The following is a 17,759-nucleotide window of genomic DNA, read 5'->3' as shown; positions in this document are numbered from 1 at the left end:
TGTCAATTCATCACTTTACTACGATACACGATTCCATGCATCACGTGAGGCACGGCGTGCTTCGTTCCACTCTAAGCGCGACTCACCTTTCACTTCATGCCATGAGCGCTCTAAGTCTGATTCATGATCTTCAAAACGGGCATCAGCTGGATAACGGGCGCGATTTGCATAACCTACCGCATAGGCTGGATGTAAATCGCGGTCAAAGTCATGACCTTCACGGTAATAATCAGCATTAGCATGTTCTGCGCGCCAGTAAGCTTCTTCACGAGTAGGATCAATTGCCTCTGCTGCTGCGTGACCTGCACCGCCACCAACGATAGCACCAATAGCACCGCCAATTAAAGTGCCTAATGGGCCTGCCATAGTACCAATTGCCGCGCCTGCTGCTGCACCGCCAACACCACCAATACCAGTACCGATTGGATGTGAACCTGGCTCACCTGTAATTGGATCAGCGTTTAAATCTTCTTTGCTCTCTTTTGACATGTGCTTAACGGCAGTACGGTCGATGGCATCGTGGTCGTTGATGATATTGTCATTTTCATGAGCAACGACTCTATTGCCATTAATATCACGGTCAGTGCCTGCTAAGCGGCGATCGTTATCATCGATAATACGCTCTCTGTCGCCCACTTCAACATAATCATCATTCACTACGCGGTTATTAGGGTTGGTAATACGTCCATCGTTATTCATAATATTATCCTTAAATTATTTGTTATATATTAGATTTATTGTTCACTCATTTATAAAGCGTTAAATTTAACAAACTGGTGGTGTTCTAAAAAGTATGCTGGCGATAGAAGCCAATAAAAAATCTATGCTAAGTTCTCTGATTCTATAGGGCTTTCAAGGCTTCAAAAACTGTTCAAGTTTTAATCAGCATACTTTTTGACACACCACCAACAAACTAAGTAATATTAGAATTAACCAATAAAAATAATTGTTAAGAATTAACTTTTATAAATCAGCAGTGTTGCTTAATTCATCTAAAGTATAGGAACTTATGGATAACGACCGATACACAGATTATGTAAACTATGTCCAAGTTACGATTGCCTTGCGTTACAGCCTGTATCTTTATCACTATTTTGTAGGGCAGCAGAGGATTTTGAGTAATTTATAAGCGTCTATTCACTAAAACTTTAATTTTCATTGAAATATTTATAAGACTGTTAGCGCTCTATCAATCGCTTGTTGCCACTTATCAAGATGCTGTTCACGCCTATCCGCAGACATCTCAGGCTCAAAGATGCGGTCAATCTGCCACGAGGCTTGTATCGTAGTCTCATCGTATAAACCGGTTTTTAATCCGGCTAATAATGCTGCACCTTTAGCGGTAATCTCTGTGTCCTTAGGGCGTAGCACTGGTACGCCTAATAAGTCGGCTTGAAACTGCATGAGCAAGTCGTTATTCGCCGCACCGCCATCCACTCTTAATTCAGTCAAAGGATGCGGGCTGTCCTTTTGCATGGCAATCAGCACATCGTAAGTTTGATAGGCAATGGCCTCGAGAGCCGCGCGCGCAATATGGGCTTTGGTTGTGCCGCGGCTCATACCAGTAATACTGGCATTGATATCTGAGCGCCAATAAGGCGCCGCAAGCCCTGTAAATGCTGGGAGCAATACCACCTCCTCACTACTATCTACTTGCCGCGCTAGATGCTCAACCTCACTGCTTTGTTGAATCATGCCAAGATTGTCACGCAGCCACTGCACGATAGCGCCCGCCATAAACACACTACCCTCTAAGGCATAAGTGACTTCTCTTTTGGGCGGCTGTAGCAAGCGTCTGCCAGACTGCACAATTTGATCAAAGGATAGATTATCTGGGCGGGTTGGCGTTGATTTGCGTTGCCAAGCAATGGTCGTCAGTAACTTATGCTCGCTCAGTTTCGGCTCTTTACCAATATTCATCAGCATAAAACAGCCGGTGCCATAGGTATTTTTTGCCATGCCTGCATTGAGGCAACCTTGCCCAAACAGCGCCGCTTGCTGGTCGCCCAATACCGCCTGAATGGGGATTTGTTTAGCAAACAGTCCTTTTTTGGTTTTACCAAAATCGCCATCAGACGGTAGTATCTTGGGCAATATGTTCATCGGTATCCCAAAGCAGGTACATAGCTCCTCCGACCATGCCAGTTTATGAATATCATATAATAAGGTACGACAAGCATTGGTGACGTCAATGACATGCTCGCCGCCGGTTAATTTATAGATAAGCCAGCTGTCTATAGTGCCGACCGCGATTTCGCCTTTATTAGCGCGGACTCTTAATTTGGGATCGTTTTCTAACAGCCATGCAATTTTACTGGCGCTAAAATATGGATCCAAACGCAAGCCTGTGAGACGTTGAATCTCACTGGCCATATCATCATGGCTGTTATCCGTCTTAGCGCTCGGGCTTTTCGCAGCAAGCGTTTTACAATAGCTGGCAGTACGGCGGTCTTGCCAAATAATGGCAGGCGCTAAAGGTTTGCCCGTTTGCTTATCCCACATCACGATAGACTCACGCTGATTGGTAATCGCTATACTGGTGACATCGGTGGCTAGCAGCCCTGCTTGATTAATCACATCATGAGCACAGCTAATCTGCGTTTGCCAAATCTGCTGCGCATCTTGCTCAACAAAACTTGCCTGCGGAGTTTTTAAAGTCGTCGGCTGCTGGGCCATTTTAATCGGGCGGGCATGGTTGTCATACAATATTGCGCGGCTCGACGTCGTACCTTGATCTAGCGCTAAAATATATCCTGCCATTACTCGCATCCTATTTTATATAATGTTATTTTTTATCGGCTAATTTTTATCAGGTTTTATCACTGATTTATAAACCAATTCGTAAATAATGCTATTATCTGTCTTGAAGCTAGACACTTAACATAAAACTGGTGACCATTCAACGCAAAATAAGCAAATAGTGAGCATTGACCCGTCACCATTGTGCCACTACAGTGTACGCTTTGTTATGAATAACCAATTTTTGCTTTCTATTAATGGTCTATAATATTGCCCTATTTGACTACCTACTAGAAATTTTGCGCTTTAAACACTTTGCATTCTAATTAATGGCTTATGTGACTTATGAAACTTGCTTTATCGACTCTGTCTACTGCGGTGATGACGGTTACGCTCATGGGCTTAGCCGCGTCTTACTCCGCAAACGCCAATGATGATGTTAACACGTCCCAAAATGAAGTAGCGCCCGTTGTCGTGACGCAAATTGTTGACGCGGATACGCCAAGCAGCCTGCAAGGCAGTAGTGGTATTAAAAATAGTGTTCAAGAAAACGGCACTCAAATAACTCACACTCAAACTTATAAAAACCCTGCGCAAAAAGGCATCATAAAAAATAAAGCCGCGCCGATAGAAACACAGCCAGTTAAAGTTGAGCCAAACGCTCATTTAACCACCCTTATCGATCCTATTACCCATAAAAGCATTGACAATAGCTACCCGTTAGAAGTATCGAGTCTGCTTAGTCTTGAGCAAGCACAAAATATTTTATTGCAAGTTTCACCGAAAATCGCCGCCAATCAAGCCGCGATTGCTGCCAGTGAGTATGAAACCGATGCGTTAAAAACCATCGACCACCCGTTAGTATTTGCGCGCGCCTCCGCCACTGCTTATAACTTGGACGCCGATGTTGATTTATCGTCAATTAAAAACGGTATTATCAACGATGTGAATAGTAGTATTGATGGTATCGACCCGCCGATAGACATAGAAAATTTGCCAGACTTTGGGGAATTGGTCGGTGACCGTATCCCAGATACTTACGACTTAAAGCGCTCGGGTTCAATGACGGGCGCAGGCCTTGGCGTGGTATGGCCCATTTATACCGCTGGACGCACAGAGGCATTAACAGGCGCCTCCACTGCTCGCACCCAAGAAGCCGTTGCTGATAGCATACTAGATACCAACGAGCTGTATAACACCTTAGTTGAGCGTTATTTTAAGGCACAGTTGGCGATTATTGCCGCTTATTTACGTGACGATGCTTATGATACGGTGCAGCAAGTTGACCATATGGCGCAGCGGCTTTTTGAAGAAGGCTTTATCTCCCGTGTCGATCGCTTAGAAGCACAATCGGCGCTTGCCGATGCAAAAAGCGAATCGGTCAACGCTAATAATGATGCGCGTCTGGCAATGATGGCATTGCAGCGGCTTTTACGTACCGATTATCGTATCAAACCCAGCACGCCTTTATTTGTCTCAAGCCGTCCTCTGCCTGATGTCAATTACTTTCAAGACTTAGCACTGAATAATCATCCAGGTTTGCAAAAAGTTGCCGCCAAACGAGCGCAAGCGCAGCAGTTACATGCGCTATCTGATACCGGCTACAAACCTACCGTCATGCTTTATGGCTATAGCCAAGTAGAAAAAGACCCCAGTTGGGTCGCTGGTATCTCAGCAAGTTGGAAGCTTTGGGGCGGGCTGGATAAAAAGGCGTCTTTAGCTTCTAGTAATGCCAAAATACGCCAAGCAGATTTGTCAGAGATAGAAGTCAGTGACAACCTGTTATTGCTCGTCGAAAAAAACTGGCACGATGTCAATAACGCCCAATCACGCTATCAAGCCTTGCAAAGCAATGTGGATTTGGCAGCAGAGGTATTGCGCTTACGTCAACTTGGACTACAGGAAGGGGTGAATACGCCCATCGATGTGGTACAAGCTCAGACACAATACCTCAAAGCGCGCACTGAGCAAGCGCAAGCAGCAAATACTTATGTCCAGTCGCTTGCCGCCTTGATGCAAAGCTGCGGTACGCCGCTTGCTTTTAATGCTTACTTGAACGCCGCTGATATACGTCTACCAACCCTATATAACAAGTAGCCAGTTCAGTAGAAAATATTAAATAATAAGATTAAATGCCAAGATTAAATAACGCCAACACTATTCTGCTTATTACCGACTTTATCGCTTTAGGAATCTCACTGTCATGACTGAATCTAATAACGAATCAGGCGACTCACGCAAACTACCTGCTACAGACCAAGCTACTGAAACAAACCGCAGTCATCATGAGCAAACGCCCGTTGATGCTGATGCGATTAATGGTACTAAACCGACTGAATCCGGCTTTGATAATACTGATAGCGTCGATAGCACTAATAGAATCGACAGCACTGATATTGACCAAGAACAAGCGGTGCCGCCTTATAAACGCGAGCCTGCAAACGCGGATAAATCTGTCGGTATTAAAAAGGCGATTTTGGTACTTCTTGTGCTGCTTATATTAGGGGCAATTGCTTATGGTTTGTATAAAAGCAATCAACACAATGAGCCTGAAGTCATCACCTTACAAGGTCAAATGCAAATGCAGCAAACGTCTATTGCTGCAAAAGTACCGGGGCGTATTGCTCAAATCATGGTCACAGAAGGTGATGCGGTAACGGTCGGTCAGCAGCTTATTGAAATGGACTCACCTGAGATTAACGCTAAAATCAATCAGGCGCGTGCTGGCAAGCAAATGGCGCAAAGCCAGCTTGATAAAGCAGAAAACGGTGCCCGCCCACAAGAAATTTCCCAAGCAAAAGCGGCTTGGCAAGCCAATAAAGCGGCGTCTGATTTGGCAGAAAATACTTATCAGCGCGTCAACCGTCTTTATGAAGAAGGTCTGATGGCACGGCAAAAGCGCGATGAAGCTTATGCGCAATATCTAGCGACTCAAGATAAGACAGAAGCGGCGCGCTTGCAGTATGATTTGGCAAAAGAAGGCGCTCGCAGCGAGGATAAATCTGCCGCAACCGCCCAAGTTGCCCAAGTCGATGCGCAACTAGAAGAAGCACTGGTCGCTAAAGAAGAAGCCAATCTAAAAAGTCCAATTGCCGGTATCGTGGATAATGTCATCGTCAACGCGGGCGAAGTCATTGGACAAGGTGTGCCTATCCTAACTTTGGTTAATACAGACGATCAATGGGTAGTACTTAACGTCACTGAAACCTACTTAAACCAGTTGGCCATTGGGCAGCGTTTTATGGGTACGATTCCTGCTTTATCCTCGCCTGAAAAGCCTTATACCAAGCAGTTTACTGTTTATGCGACCTCAACCTTGTCTGACTTTGCTACTTGGCGTCCGACCAACAACAACGATGGTTTTGATGTGCGCACCTTTGAAGTTAAAGCGCGACCATCAACACCTGATAGACGTATCCGATCGGGAATGAGCGTGGTCGTCAATATCAATCCAACCCTTGCCAATCAGACCAAAGAGTAAGCCATGCGCCTGACTGAGCAAAACGGGCAACGCGGCGGATTAATCGGCGCCTTTATACATAGTGCAGGCTACGAGCGCCGGTTTTTAGCCAAAAATCCGTGGGATTTAAGCATGGTGGTCTGGATACCGCTTGCGACCGTGCTCTTGATTTGGTGGATTTTTTCACAAATACAAATCACCGATTTACCCATTGGCGTCGTGGATAACGATCGTGGTCCTGTTGCCAATACTGCGGTGCGTTATTTGGAAGCCAACCCAAACCTGACGGTCAGACAGCTTTATCACTCGCCAGCAGCAGTAGAAGCAGCGCTCCTGCAACGTGATATCTATGCGGTGGTTATTATTCCAGAGGATTTCTCGCGCAATATCTCATCGAGTAAACCGGCACCGATTGTATTGCAAGTAAATGCCCAATACGGTACTCATTCTGGCATTATCCAAACCAGTGTCCAATCGGTGATTGGGACGCTATCGGCAGGCGTTGAAATACAGCGTTTGGTCAAAAAAGGCATGGCACCCTCGCAAGCAGCGATTGCTTACTCGCCCATTGGTATTCAACGGATCAGTTTGTTTAATGCAGCAACCGACTATCAACAGTTTTTAGCATCAACCGTTATCCCAGCACTGCTGCATATTTTAGCCATGGTCATTGGCGCGACGACCATTGGGCGTGAATTGCGCGATAAGAAAATCGGTATTTGGTATGACTTTATTAATGGTGGTCAGCCTGATTTAACCACTATTAAAGACAATGAGACTCAAGGTAGCCAAAATAAAGACCGTCAGACCACGGCCGTTTCAGTCTTAACTGAAGATAATCAAACATTCATTGAAGATCCTAAGCCAAGAAAAGCTAGTGTATCAGTTTTGCTCTTTGGTTTATTGGGTAAGTACTTTTGGCCCATGCTGGCTTATAGCTTATGGTCAGTTTTGGCGTTATGGCTCGCCGCGCCGCAGCAAGCGGTTGCTATCAGCTCCATTATTGCGACTTATATTGGCCTTGTATTGCTAATGATGTTGTCATTTTGGCTGGGTGCGATATTTACCTTAACCTCATTTTCGTTACGCATGGGTTTATCGTCAACCGGATTTATCTCAGCGCCTTCTTATGCCTTTGCTGGGGTAACATTTCCCTATATCGCCATCAGTAAAAACGCTCAGCATTGGTCGGATGCCTTACCACTGACCCATTACCTTAAGCTGCATATAGCGCAATTACAAATGCAAGCGCCGGTTGCCATCTCATTACCCATCGTCTATGGACTGACGCTTGCGACGATTGTTACTATGTTTTTAGCCGCCTTATTGAGCAAGCGCGCGCTCGCACATCCTGAACGCTGGGGGGCCCGCTAATGGTTATGACACCAAAAGAACCTTTATCTCAAGAAAACCTCATAGCAACAAAAAATCAGCCTTCTAGTGCTATGTTAGAGGCAAAAAGTCATTCGCCAGCGCAAAGCTTTTTCGGCAGTTTTTTGCAAACTATCCAAGACGTCTTTTCTGATAAAGGCGTGCTACTACTGCTCATGATTGCGCCGATTATTTATGGCTTCTTTTATCCTTGGCCGTATTCAACCGAAGTGGTCAACCATGTGCCCGTTGGTATTGTCGATCAAGACAATACCAATCTGTCTCAAACCATCGTTCGTTATGCCAGTGCTAGCCCGCAGCTCGATACCAAGCGTTTTTTAAATGAGCAAGACGCTCAAGAAGCGATATGGTCCGATGACATCGCTGGATATATGATTATCCCAAGCGGACTTGAGCAGCAAGTCTTATCTGGCAAAGCAGCGAGCGTCAGCGTATTAGGCAATGGGGGTTATTTTCTATTAAATAAAAACGTTCAAATGGGTTTTTTGCAGGCGGTTAGTACGGTTTCAGCGGGCGTTGAGATTAAAAAAAGCGTGGCGCAAGGGGCGTATTCTGCAACCGCAGCGGCAAATACCCAAGCGGTACCGTTAAGAATCATCCCTTTATATAATCAAACCGAAGGCTACGGCGCTTATGTGGTGCCAGCGGTCGCTATTCTTATTCTGCAACAAACCCTATTGATGTCGACAGCGATGTTAATTGGCACCTGGTATGAGCAGCGTCGTCATGCCGCCAGTATTCGCGGCTGGCTTGGCCGTATTGCAGCGCTCAGTATGTTCAGCTTTATCATCGGCTGCTTTTATTATGGCTGGACCTTTGAGCTGCACCATTATCCACGTGGTCAAAACATGCTTGGCAGCTTGTTATTTTTGTTGCTATTTTGCCCAACTGTCGCCACGCTTGGTTGTGTGTTTGGGCTCTGGTTCCGTCAGCGTGAGCGCAGTATGCAAATCTTGATTTTTAGCTCGCTACCGATGTTTTTTGTCAGCGGATATCCATGGCCTGCCAATCAATTACCAGAGTTTTTACAAATCATCCGCTGGGTCATACCGACGACGCCTGGTATTAATACCTCTGTTCAGCTTAATCAAATGGGCGCGAGTGTGGCGCAAGTCGCAACTGGCTTTTATGCATTGGCAGGATTGTGGGCATTTTACTTTTTATTACTGCTACTTTTCCGCTGGCGTACCAGCCAAAGCAAAACTGCTGTTTAGCATAAAAATATATGGATAGTATTGGCATTTATGCTATAAAAAATACCTCAAAAAAAAGCGCCTACTCAAGAAGCAGGCGCTTTTTTATTTATCTGACTTGATGATGTTTGGTTTAAAAAACGCGATTTAAACCATTGAGAGCGGCGACGCGATAGGCTTCTGCCATCGTTGGATAGTTAAAGGTTGTGTTCACAAAATACTCAAGGGTATTGTTGCATTTCATGACCGCCTGACCAATGTGAATAATCTCTGAGGCATGATTGCCATAGCAATGAATACCTAAAATCTCAAGCGTCTCACGGTGGAACAAAATCTTTAACACGCCCGAACGCTCACCAATGATTTGCGCCCGTGCCAGATGTTTAAAGAACGCCTGCCCGACTTCATAAGGGACTTTTTCATCGGTCAGCTCTTGCTCAGTTTTACCGATACAAGAAATCTCAGGGATGGTATAGATACCTGTTGGCACGCTTGATACTGGCTCGGCATCGCTATCGCCAACCATAAACGCTGCGGCACAGCGTCCTTGATCGTAGGCCGCTGATGCCAATGAAGGCCAGCCAATGACGTCACCAGCAGCATAGATATTTTCGACGGCAGTACAATAGGTATCATCTACTTTTAGCTGACCCCGACTATTGGCTTCCAGCCCAATGGACTCTAAGTTTAAGCCTTCGGTGTTACCCGAACGCCCATTTGACCAAAGAATGGCATCTGATTTGATGCGCTTACCGCTTTTTAGATGCAAGACCACGTAATCATCGTGAGTTTCAAGGTGGTCAATCTCTTCATTACTACGAATCAAGACGCCAAACTGTCTAAAGTCATGAGCGATGGCATCACTAATTTCGCTGTCTAGATAATTGAGCAATTGATTTTGGTTATTAATTAAGTCAACTTTATAGCCAAGACCAGTAAAGATAGAGGCATACTCACAACCAATAACGCCTGCGCCATAAATGATGATTTTTTTGACCACATAATCCATTTGCAAGATTTTATCAGAGTCAAACACACGCGGATGGTCAAAGTCTAAAATATCAGGACGATAAGGACGGCTTCCAACGGTAATAATGGCTTTATTAAAGGTCACGGTTTCAAAGACGCCGTCGTCCTTTTCGACACTCAAGGTATGCGCATCAACAAAGCTTGCCCAACCATGAATCACATCAATACGGTTGCGCTCATAAAAACGGGTGTGGGTGCTTACTTGATTACGGATTACGCGGCGCGCATTAGCGAGCACGCGGTTTAGAGGTACTTGCTGATACTCCATCGCCTTGGTAAACATAGGATCGCGGCGAAAGTTAATCAAGTTAAAGACCGATTGACGCAAGGCTTTACTTGGAATCGTGCCCACATGGGTCGAGTTACCACCAACCTGTTCACGCGGATCAATCACCGCAACTTTTTTGCCAGCCTTCGTCAGCTTCATCGCCGCCGCTTCACCAGCAGGCCCTGCGCCTAGGACAACGGCGTCATATTCATACTTATGCTTATCGCCTTTGATGCGCTGCGAGTCTTTAGTAAAAGGAGTTTTAATATCGATGCGGATATCATCAAGCGGATTGACCAAATCAGGGTGATGCATGATATCTTCAGTGACTTGCTCATGGGTTTGCTCAATTTTTGCTTTTTTAGTTTTGCCTTCAGTATGCTCAGGGTTCGGCGCGCGGCCGCTTTCTTTATTAGACACTTCGGTATGAATGTCTTTACCCGTGTCATTGGTCGCGTCGCTTATCGGTTTGCTTCCCATCGTATCCTCTTTTATTAATTTATAAATCTGTGTATTTTTTAGACTATGAATGTCTACAAGTAACGATCAAGTTAGACTCATAGCGCTAAAGCGTGCCTACCATACGTGCTGATAGGATATTTTGCAATATTGGCGACAGTTACGTTATCGCCATAGACGTTATTCTTTATACGCTGTTGCTTAATCCCTTTAGCCGATACGGCGTTTAAGTCCCGTCATCTGCAAGATACGTGTGGCAATCTCTTCAACAGACATCTCAGAGACATCGAGACTTGGAATCCCTTGCGAGATATAAATCCCCTGTATGGCGCGCTGTTCTTGCTGACATTGCTGATAGCTTGAATAACGGCTACCCGCTCGGCGTTCTTGGCGGATTTTTACCAAGCGATCGGTATCGATTAACAAGCCAAATAACTTGTGCTTATGCTCACGTAAGGCTTTTGGCAATTGATTGTCATTTAAATCTTCTTCGGTTAACGGATAGTTTGCCGCTCGAATACCAAATTGTAGCGCCAAATACAGTGAGGTTGGGGTTTTACCAGAACGCGAAACGCCGATAAGAATAATATCCGCGGCATGATAATGACGAGTACGTGCACCATCATCGTTATCTAGGGCAAAATGCACGGCATCGATACGTTCTTTATAGGTTTCAGAGTCGACGTTATCGTGGGCATGGCCCGAATGCGCGTCCGGCTCAACACCTGTCTCTTCTGCGACTCGGCCGATTAGCCCTTCATACATATCCAGATTACAGCTATGCGCTGAGTTAATTTTTTCTCGAATTTCAGGGCTAACAATGGTATCGAACACCAAGGGCAGTAACCCATCACGTTGGTAGGCCATATTGATTTGTTCGACCGCTTCTTCGGCGCGCTCTAAGCTATCGACATAAGGCAACACCCGAGTCTCAAAAGGCACAGAGGCAAATTGACTTAAAATGGCGCGTCCAAGGGTTTCTGCGGTAATCGCCGTCCCATCAGAGATAAAAAACGCCGTTCTGATATTTTGGTCGTTATCTACTTGCAACGCTTGTTTGTTTTGAATGGTCGGCTTGGCGGCTTCTGGCGGATTATTTACAAACATAACGTGAACACCTTGGTTAAGATCTCAATAGGCGCTTTTATTTAGCGCAGAAAATCTGTAGCGGTTAGTTTATTGTGCCCTATATTATACGCACAATAGCTGTCTAATAGAAATCAATGTTACAGGCGTACACTTAGTAAGTACGATGTAATAAGGATATCTATTAAGAGTATTTATGCATCTATAGTATTGCTATAAAGGAAGGTTTCTTATCAGCAAATTTTTTCTCTAGAAACCAGTTATATTTTACTCTTTGTTATATTCTAACAAACAAATATTGATTTTTGACCGCGCAAATATGTAGCAAACGCCACAATTTGTATATTTTTGACGATTTATTTGGTTCTAGGTATCGAAATTATCCAAATATAGGGGTATAATCGACCGTTATAATCTTTACTAAATAACCTTATTTTCTGGAGTTATCATGGCAGCGCAATCTACAGCACTTGTAATCAATCTTGATCAGCTAGGAAAAGATGACATTGAGATGGTTGGCGGCAAGAATGCCTCGCTTGGCGAGATGATCAGCCATTTATCTGATTTGGGTGTCAGCGTTCCAGGTGGCTTTGCGACCACTTCAAATGCGTTCAATCGCTTTTTGACAGAAACAGGCTTACTTGACAAAATCAACAACGAGCTTAAAACGCTTGATGTGAATGATGTTAATAAGCTTGCTGAGACTGGTAAAAAAATCCGTACTTGGATTATTGAGCAAGAGCTGCCAAGCGACCTTGAGCAAGAAGTGCGCCAGTCGTTTGAAACCATGAGTGGCGGCGAAGACATCGCGGTTGCGGTACGTTCTTCTGCGACTGCTGAAGATTTGCCAGATGCGTCATTTGCCGGTCAACAAGAAACTTTCTTGAACATTCGTGGCATTGATAACGTCCTGATTGCCATTAAAGAAGTATTCGCCTCTTTATATAATGACCGCGCGATTTCTTATCGTGTGCATAAAGGTTTTGAGCACGAAGGCGTTGCCCTATCTGCTGCTGTACAGCGCATGGTACGTTCAGAAACTGGCGCTGCTGGCGTGATGTTCACCCTAGATACGGAAAGTGGCTTTGATCAAGTGGTCTTTATCACCTCAAGCTACGGTCTAGGTGAAATGGTTGTGCAAGGTGCAGTCAACCCTGACGAATTCTACATCTCCAAAAAATTGCTTGAAAATGGCAAGCCTGCGGTCATTCGCCGTAATCTAGGCAGCAAACATAAGAAAATGATTTATGGTGATGAAGGTAGCACCACTAAGTCTGTCAAAACCGTCGATGTCGAAAAACAAGACCGCATGCAGTTCTCTTTAACCACTGAAGAGCTAAACTCACTTGCCAAACAAGCCATGACTATTGAAAAGCATTATGGTCAAGCGATGGATATCGAGTGGGCAAAAGACGGCGACAGCGGTGAAATCTTTATCGTCCAAGCACGTCCAGAAACCGTTAAGAGCCGCCAAGACAGCAATGTCATGGAGCGTTATATCATCAATACTGGCGATGCTAAAATTCTATGTGAAGGTCGTTCAATCGGTCAACGCATCGGCGCTGGTAAAGTACGTATCGTTAGCAATTTAAACGAGATGGACAAAGTTCAAGACGGCGACGTCTTAGTATCAGACATGACCGATCCGGATTGGGAGCCCGTCATGAAGCGTGCTTCTGCGATTATCACCAACCGTGGTGGTCGTACTTGTCACGCGGCTATTATTGCTCGTGAGCTTGGCGTTCCAGCTATCGTTGGCTGTGGTAATGCCACTGAATTATTGGTTGATGGTCAAGACGTCACTGTTTCTTGTGCTGAAGGTGATACTGGCTTTATCTATGAAGGTCAGATTGATTTTGAAGTACAGACCAACTCTGTTGAATCTATGCCAGAGCTTGCATTCAAAGTCATGATGAACGTGGGTAACCCAGATCGTGCCTTCTCATTTACCCAAATGCCAAACGAAGGTATCGGTCTTGCGCGTTTAGAGTTCATCATCAACCGTATGATTGGTGTGCATCCAAAAGCGCTACTAAATATGAACAGCTTGCCACGTGAAATCGCCCAAGCGATCAATGAGCGTATCGCCGGTTATGCCTCACCAGTCGATTTCTATGTCGATAAATTGGTCGAAGGTATCTCAACCCTAGCCGTTGCCTTTATGGATCAGCCAGTTATCGTGCGTATGTCTGATTTTAAATCAAACGAATACGCCAACTTGCTTGGCGGTAAATTATACGAGCCATCAGAAGAAAACCCAATGCTAGGTTTCCGCGGTGCCAGTCGCTATGTGTCTGACAACTTCCGTGACTGCTTCGAGCTTGAGTGTAAAGCACTCAAACGCGTCCGTGATGAGATGGGCTTGACCAACGTTGAGATTATGATTCCATTCGTTCGTACCGTTGGCGAAGCCAAAGAAGTCATCGAGCTACTAGCGAAAAACGGTCTAAAACGTGGCGAAAATGGTCTGCGCGTCATCATGATGTGTGAGCTACCAACCAACGCGCTATTAGCAGAAGATTTCCTAGAGCACTTCGATGGTTTCTCAATCGGTTCAAACGACTTGACTCAGTTAACGCTAGGTCTTGACCGTGACTCAGGTATCGTCTCACATCTATTTGATGAGCGTGATCCTGCGGTTAAGAAGCTATTATCTATGGCGATTGAAGCTTGTAACAAAGCAGGCAAATACATTGGTATTTGCGGTCAAGGTCCATCAGATCATCCAGATCTTGCGTTTTGGCTCATGGAACAAGGCATCAACTCAGTGTCACTAAACCCTGACTCAGTGCTAGATACTTGGTTCTTCTTAGCTGGTGAAGAAACGAAATAAGTCGTAACGATACGTCACAGCGTTAATTGACAGAGTCATTTAATATACTACCATTAGGGTCTATTTGATTTTTTCAAATAGACCCTAATATAATGTATTAGCGAAAGTGGCTTGAAAAAGTGACTTAAGATATGACTAACTATGTAGGCAATTATGCAGATTTTCCTTGCTCGAAATAACGTACAAGCTGGTCCATACACGTTGGATCAGCTCAATATTATGCTCGCCTCAGGTGAAGTAGTATTAGATGATTTGATGTGGCATGAAGGCCTAGATCAGTGGCAGCGTGTTGGTAATTTAACCAATAATCAGACTTATTATCGACCTGCCCCTATAGTGTCGGCAGATCATAATGACTCTATTATCAATAACGTCACTATCTTCCCAGAAGATTCTGCTAGTAGCACCTCTAAAGATGACAAAGCGGTATCGCTAGACAGATTGTATGGTAAGCCTGAACGCCCAGCAGAGAACGCTAAAAATACCAAGCTGGACATGACCACCAATCGTCAATATACACCCAATAAAAACGTGTCATTAAATAAGTCTGCTGCAGTCAAAGCCGCCTCGCCTAAAGATAAAGTCGTCGGTAATGTTGTCCTTGCGCCGATTATGTCGCGGGTGTTAGCGACTGCGCTAAATGGCTTACTGTATATATTAGCGATTTTACCGCTGGTCATGGCATTGACCAAAATGGATGTGGACTATACCAAATTTCAAAACATCCAAGATATGGATGCCGCGTATCAGTATTCCATGACCTTGATGGAAAGTATTCCTAGCAGCACTTTGATGATGTCACAAGTGATGGTGTTTGGTTTGTTTGCGCTGCAGCTGGTATTTATTACCTTGCGTGGACAATCACTTGGTAAGCTGATTACCGGTATTCGCGTCGTTGACCAAAGCACCCACCGCTTGCCTTCTTTTAGCAAGCTTATTGGCATGCGTACGCTACTACTGTTTATTATTTATAACTTATTATTCTCATTTACTAGCTTTTTAGGTTTTGTGGTTATTATTGTTCATTATTATATGGCCTCAAAAAGTCCTGAAAACATCGGTTGGCATGATAAACTGGCTAAAACCTTAGTAGTGAAAGCCGATAATAGCCAATTGGTCAAACAACCCAAGGCAAAATAATGGGTTTATAAGTTTATGATAAAAACGATTGTTATAAATATCATAAGGTTATATGAAAAAGTGGCGTTTATACGCTGCTTTTTTATTGAAGAATTTATATTTACGTCTTTTATTATTTATTGACAGACGCTCAGTCATTAACCTTTGTGTTAAAGGCTGAGTACTGTTATAATACGGCGCTTTATAAACTAAGCTTATCCCCTATTGTTTTTGCAAAATTCGATAAGATTTGGGCTTACCTTATAAATCTCCTTGCTATTAACATAGGGTTAATAGCTACTAATCCGTAAGGAGTCATAATGCGACATTACGAACTGGTGTTACTTGTACACCCAGACCAAAGCGACCAAGTGGTCGGCATGGTTGAACGCTATATCAAGTTGGTTCAAGACAACGGCGGTACGATCCATCGTCTAGAAGATTGGGGTCGTCGTCAATTGGCTTACCCAATTAACAAAATTCACAAAGCTCACTACGTTCTTTTCAACGTTGAAACTGACGGTGAGACTTTGGCTGAACTTGAAGAATTATTCCGTTATAACGACGCGATCATTCGTAGTCTAGTTATGCGCCGTGACGAAGCTGTCACTGAAGAGTCGCAGTTAGCCAAGAATGCCGATGAAAAACGCGCACGCAAAGCAACGACTCGTCGTCCAGACAATCGTGAAAACGACGACAACGACAACAGTGAAGACTAATTAAAGGAGAATACTCATGGCACGTTTCTATCGCCGTCGCAAATTCTGCCGTTTCACTGCTGAAGGCATCACTCACATCGATTATAAAGATGTTGAATTGCTAAAACAGTACATCAGTGACAATGGTAAAATCGTACCAAGCCGCATCACCGGTACATCTACTAAATATCAGCGTCAGCTAGCCACTGCTATCAAGCAAGCTCGCTATCTTGCGCTACTTCCGTATACTGACAACCATCAGTAATTTAACCGTTAACTAGGAATGACTCATGCAAATTATTTTGTTACAGCGTATCGTCAACCTTGGTAAACTCGGTGAAACTGTCGATGTGAAACCAGGTTACGGACGTAACTTTCTTATCCCTCAGGGCAAAGCACTACCTGCAACTAAAGCAAACATTGAAAAGTTCGAAGCACGCCGTGCTGAGCTTGAAGCTGAAGAAGCAAAAGAAGTAGCGGTTGCTCAAGAACGTGCTGACGCGTTAACGGACGTTAATGTTATCATGCGCGCTAAATCAGGTGACGAAGGCAAGCTATTTGGCTCTATCGGTACTCGCGATATCGCTGAAGCATTGACTAACTCAGGTCTAGAAGTTGACCGTGCTGAAATCAAGCTACCTGAAGGTACACTACGTCAAGTGGGCGAATACAATGTTGATATTCAACTACACCATGACGTAACTGCTAGCATCTTAGTAACCATTCTTTCTGAAGATGGCGACAACGAAGATGCCGCTGAAGAAGTTGAAGACGACAACGAAGATTACTCAGAAGAGTAATTTTTGGTGGTAGTGTAAACTTACTACCCGTCTAAGAAAGCCAGTAACGTCATGTTGCTGGCTTTTTTATTTCTAAAATTTGCTAAATGCTATCTCATTAATACTTACAATAGTATTGTGTAGCAATAACTGGTAATAAAACACCTGCATAACCTATACCTAATAATAAAATACTGCTTATAAAGTCATCTTCATTAATCTCAGTGCTATTGCTATCCTAGCTGTATTTAGCCATAGATAAAATGGGACGATATGATAAACACTGATGACAAATTAATATGCATCCAAGGTAACGAGTTTTATAAAGAAGGTGAAATCTATACGGTCGGTAGGATTGTAAATAACCCCAGTTCGGGATAAGGGCTCAAAAAAAGATAAAAAAAGAAGTCCGAAGTTGCTAAAGTGAGTTTACCAAGACAAACTTCACAACAAGGACTTCTTACATGGACAACCTAACCGAACTATACTGCCATATTGACGACTTTTATCAGCAATTCAAACCTGAGTTTGAGGCTCACTTAATCGCAACGGGCCGTCAACGGCTAAGAGCATGCAAGATAAGTGTATCAGAGATGATGACCATCTTGGTACTGTTTCATCAACTGCGGTATCGACAGTTTAAGTCTTTTTACTACCATCACATGCTTGGCATGATGAAGCGGGAGTTTCCAAACTTGCCCAGT

Annotated in this window: 13 protein-coding genes and 1 pseudogene; 10 read left to right on the top strand and 4 right to left on the bottom strand. The window is 44.2% G+C overall.

Going from position 1 to position 17,759, the window contains the following annotated elements; translation table 11 throughout:
* Positions 1–18 precede the first annotated feature (18 nt).
* Both JFC07_RS10775 and glpK read right to left on the bottom strand, forming a co-directional pair.
* Positions 19–489 (bottom strand): hypothetical protein, encoded by a 471-nt coding sequence (locus JFC07_RS10775; protein ID WP_198329031.1) that lies wholly within the window; start codon positions 487–489, stop codon positions 19–21.
* Positions 490–1,167: 678 nt separating this feature from the next.
* Positions 1,168–2,760: a glycerol kinase GlpK gene (gene glpK, locus JFC07_RS10770; protein WP_198329025.1), complete on the bottom strand. Its 1,593-nt coding sequence runs from the start codon at positions 2,758–2,760 to the stop codon at positions 1,168–1,170.
* Positions 2,761–3,084: 324 nt separating this feature from the next.
* Between glpK and JFC07_RS10765 the strand changes: the two genes are divergently transcribed.
* From JFC07_RS10765 to JFC07_RS10750, 4 genes are all read left to right on the top strand, one after another.
* A complete protein-coding gene (locus JFC07_RS10765; RefSeq protein ID WP_102076519.1) occupies positions 3,085–4,836 on the top strand; it encodes a TolC family protein in 1,752 nt (583 codons plus the stop codon).
* Between the two features lie 106 nt (positions 4,837–4,942).
* Positions 4,943–6,220, top strand: coding sequence for an HlyD family secretion protein (locus JFC07_RS10760; protein ID WP_198329024.1), 1,278 nt, complete (start codon positions 4,943–4,945; stop codon positions 6,218–6,220).
* 3 nt (positions 6,221–6,223) lie between these two features.
* Positions 6,224–7,573, top strand: a complete 1,350-nt coding sequence (locus JFC07_RS10755; RefSeq protein ID WP_198329023.1) for an ABC transporter permease — start codon at positions 6,224–6,226, stop codon at positions 7,571–7,573.
* Between the two features lie 71 nt (positions 7,574–7,644).
* Positions 7,645–8,805 carry an ABC transporter permease gene (locus JFC07_RS10750; protein ID WP_227678314.1) on the top strand — a complete coding sequence of 387 codons (1,161 nt, stop codon included), beginning with the start codon at positions 7,645–7,647 and terminating at the stop codon, positions 8,803–8,805.
* A gap of 112 nt (positions 8,806–8,917) precedes the next feature.
* Here the strand turns inward: JFC07_RS10750 and sthA are convergent, their stop codons facing one another.
* Positions 8,918–10,561: a Si-specific NAD(P)(+) transhydrogenase gene (gene sthA / locus JFC07_RS10745; RefSeq protein ID WP_191692358.1), complete on the bottom strand. Its 1,644-nt coding sequence runs from the start codon at positions 10,559–10,561 to the stop codon at positions 8,918–8,920.
* 189 nt (positions 10,562–10,750) lie between these two features.
* Positions 10,751–11,647, bottom strand: a complete 897-nt coding sequence (gene ppsR, locus JFC07_RS10740) for a posphoenolpyruvate synthetase regulatory kinase/phosphorylase PpsR (RefSeq protein WP_068404832.1) — start codon at positions 11,645–11,647, stop codon at positions 10,751–10,753.
* A 427-nt stretch (positions 11,648–12,074) separates the two neighbouring features.
* On the opposite strand from ppsR, the gene ppsA reads away from it, so the two are divergent.
* The 6 genes and pseudogenes from ppsA to JFC07_RS10710 form a co-directional block, all read left to right on the top strand.
* Positions 12,075–14,459 (top strand): phosphoenolpyruvate synthase, encoded by a 2,385-nt coding sequence (gene ppsA / locus JFC07_RS10735; RefSeq protein WP_191692359.1) that lies wholly within the window; start codon positions 12,075–12,077, stop codon positions 14,457–14,459.
* Positions 14,460–14,612: 153 nt separating this feature from the next.
* The gene (locus JFC07_RS10730) at positions 14,613–15,599 is read left to right on the top strand and encodes an RDD family protein (protein WP_227678313.1); all 987 of its coding nucleotides are present in this window, start codon (positions 14,613–14,615) and stop codon (positions 15,597–15,599) included.
* Positions 15,600–15,898: 299 nt separating this feature from the next.
* A complete protein-coding gene (gene rpsF / locus JFC07_RS10725; RefSeq protein WP_068404828.1) occupies positions 15,899–16,297 on the top strand; it encodes a 30S ribosomal protein S6 in 399 nt (132 codons plus the stop codon).
* Between the two features lie 16 nt (positions 16,298–16,313).
* Positions 16,314–16,541 (top strand): 30S ribosomal protein S18, encoded by a 228-nt coding sequence (gene rpsR / locus JFC07_RS10720; RefSeq protein ID WP_068404827.1) that lies wholly within the window; start codon positions 16,314–16,316, stop codon positions 16,539–16,541.
* A gap of 25 nt (positions 16,542–16,566) precedes the next feature.
* A complete protein-coding gene (gene rplI, locus JFC07_RS10715; protein ID WP_068404825.1) occupies positions 16,567–17,076 on the top strand; it encodes a 50S ribosomal protein L9 in 510 nt (169 codons plus the stop codon).
* Positions 17,077–17,519: 443 nt separating this feature from the next.
* Positions 17,520–17,759, top strand: a pseudogene (locus tag JFC07_RS10710) (IS982 family transposase); the annotation flags it as partial.

The sequence above is a fragment of the Psychrobacter faecalis genome (assembly GCF_016107575.1).
GTDB classification, from domain to species: Bacteria; Pseudomonadota; Gammaproteobacteria; order Pseudomonadales; family Moraxellaceae; genus Psychrobacter; species Psychrobacter faecalis.
This window is presented reverse-complemented; position numbering and strand designations above follow the sequence as displayed.

Coding starts and splice junctions, on each gene's coding strand:
- JFC07_RS10775 (WP_198329031.1), bottom strand. CDS start 489: ATGTCAAAAGAGAGCAAAGAAGATTTAAACGCTGATCCAATTACAGGT.
- glpK (WP_198329025.1), bottom strand. CDS start 2,760: ATGGCAGGATATATTTTAGCGCTAGATCAAGGTACGACGTCGAGCCGC.
- JFC07_RS10765 (WP_102076519.1), top strand. CDS start 3,085: ATGAAACTTGCTTTATCGACTCTGTCTACTGCGGTGATGACGGTTACG.
- JFC07_RS10760 (WP_198329024.1), top strand. CDS start 4,943: ATGACTGAATCTAATAACGAATCAGGCGACTCACGCAAACTACCTGCT.
- JFC07_RS10755 (WP_198329023.1), top strand. CDS start 6,224: ATGCGCCTGACTGAGCAAAACGGGCAACGCGGCGGATTAATCGGCGCC.
- JFC07_RS10750 (WP_227678314.1), top strand. CDS start 7,645: ATGTTAGAGGCAAAAAGTCATTCGCCAGCGCAAAGCTTTTTCGGCAGT.
- sthA (WP_191692358.1), bottom strand. CDS start 10,561: ATGGGAAGCAAACCGATAAGCGACGCGACCAATGACACGGGTAAAGAC.
- ppsR (WP_068404832.1), bottom strand. CDS start 11,647: ATGTTTGTAAATAATCCGCCAGAAGCCGCCAAGCCGACCATTCAAAAC.
- ppsA (WP_191692359.1), top strand. CDS start 12,075: ATGGCAGCGCAATCTACAGCACTTGTAATCAATCTTGATCAGCTAGGA.
- JFC07_RS10730 (WP_227678313.1), top strand. CDS start 14,613: ATGCAGATTTTCCTTGCTCGAAATAACGTACAAGCTGGTCCATACACG.
- rpsF (WP_068404828.1), top strand. CDS start 15,899: ATGCGACATTACGAACTGGTGTTACTTGTACACCCAGACCAAAGCGAC.
- rpsR (WP_068404827.1), top strand. CDS start 16,314: ATGGCACGTTTCTATCGCCGTCGCAAATTCTGCCGTTTCACTGCTGAA.
- rplI (WP_068404825.1), top strand. CDS start 16,567: ATGCAAATTATTTTGTTACAGCGTATCGTCAACCTTGGTAAACTCGGT.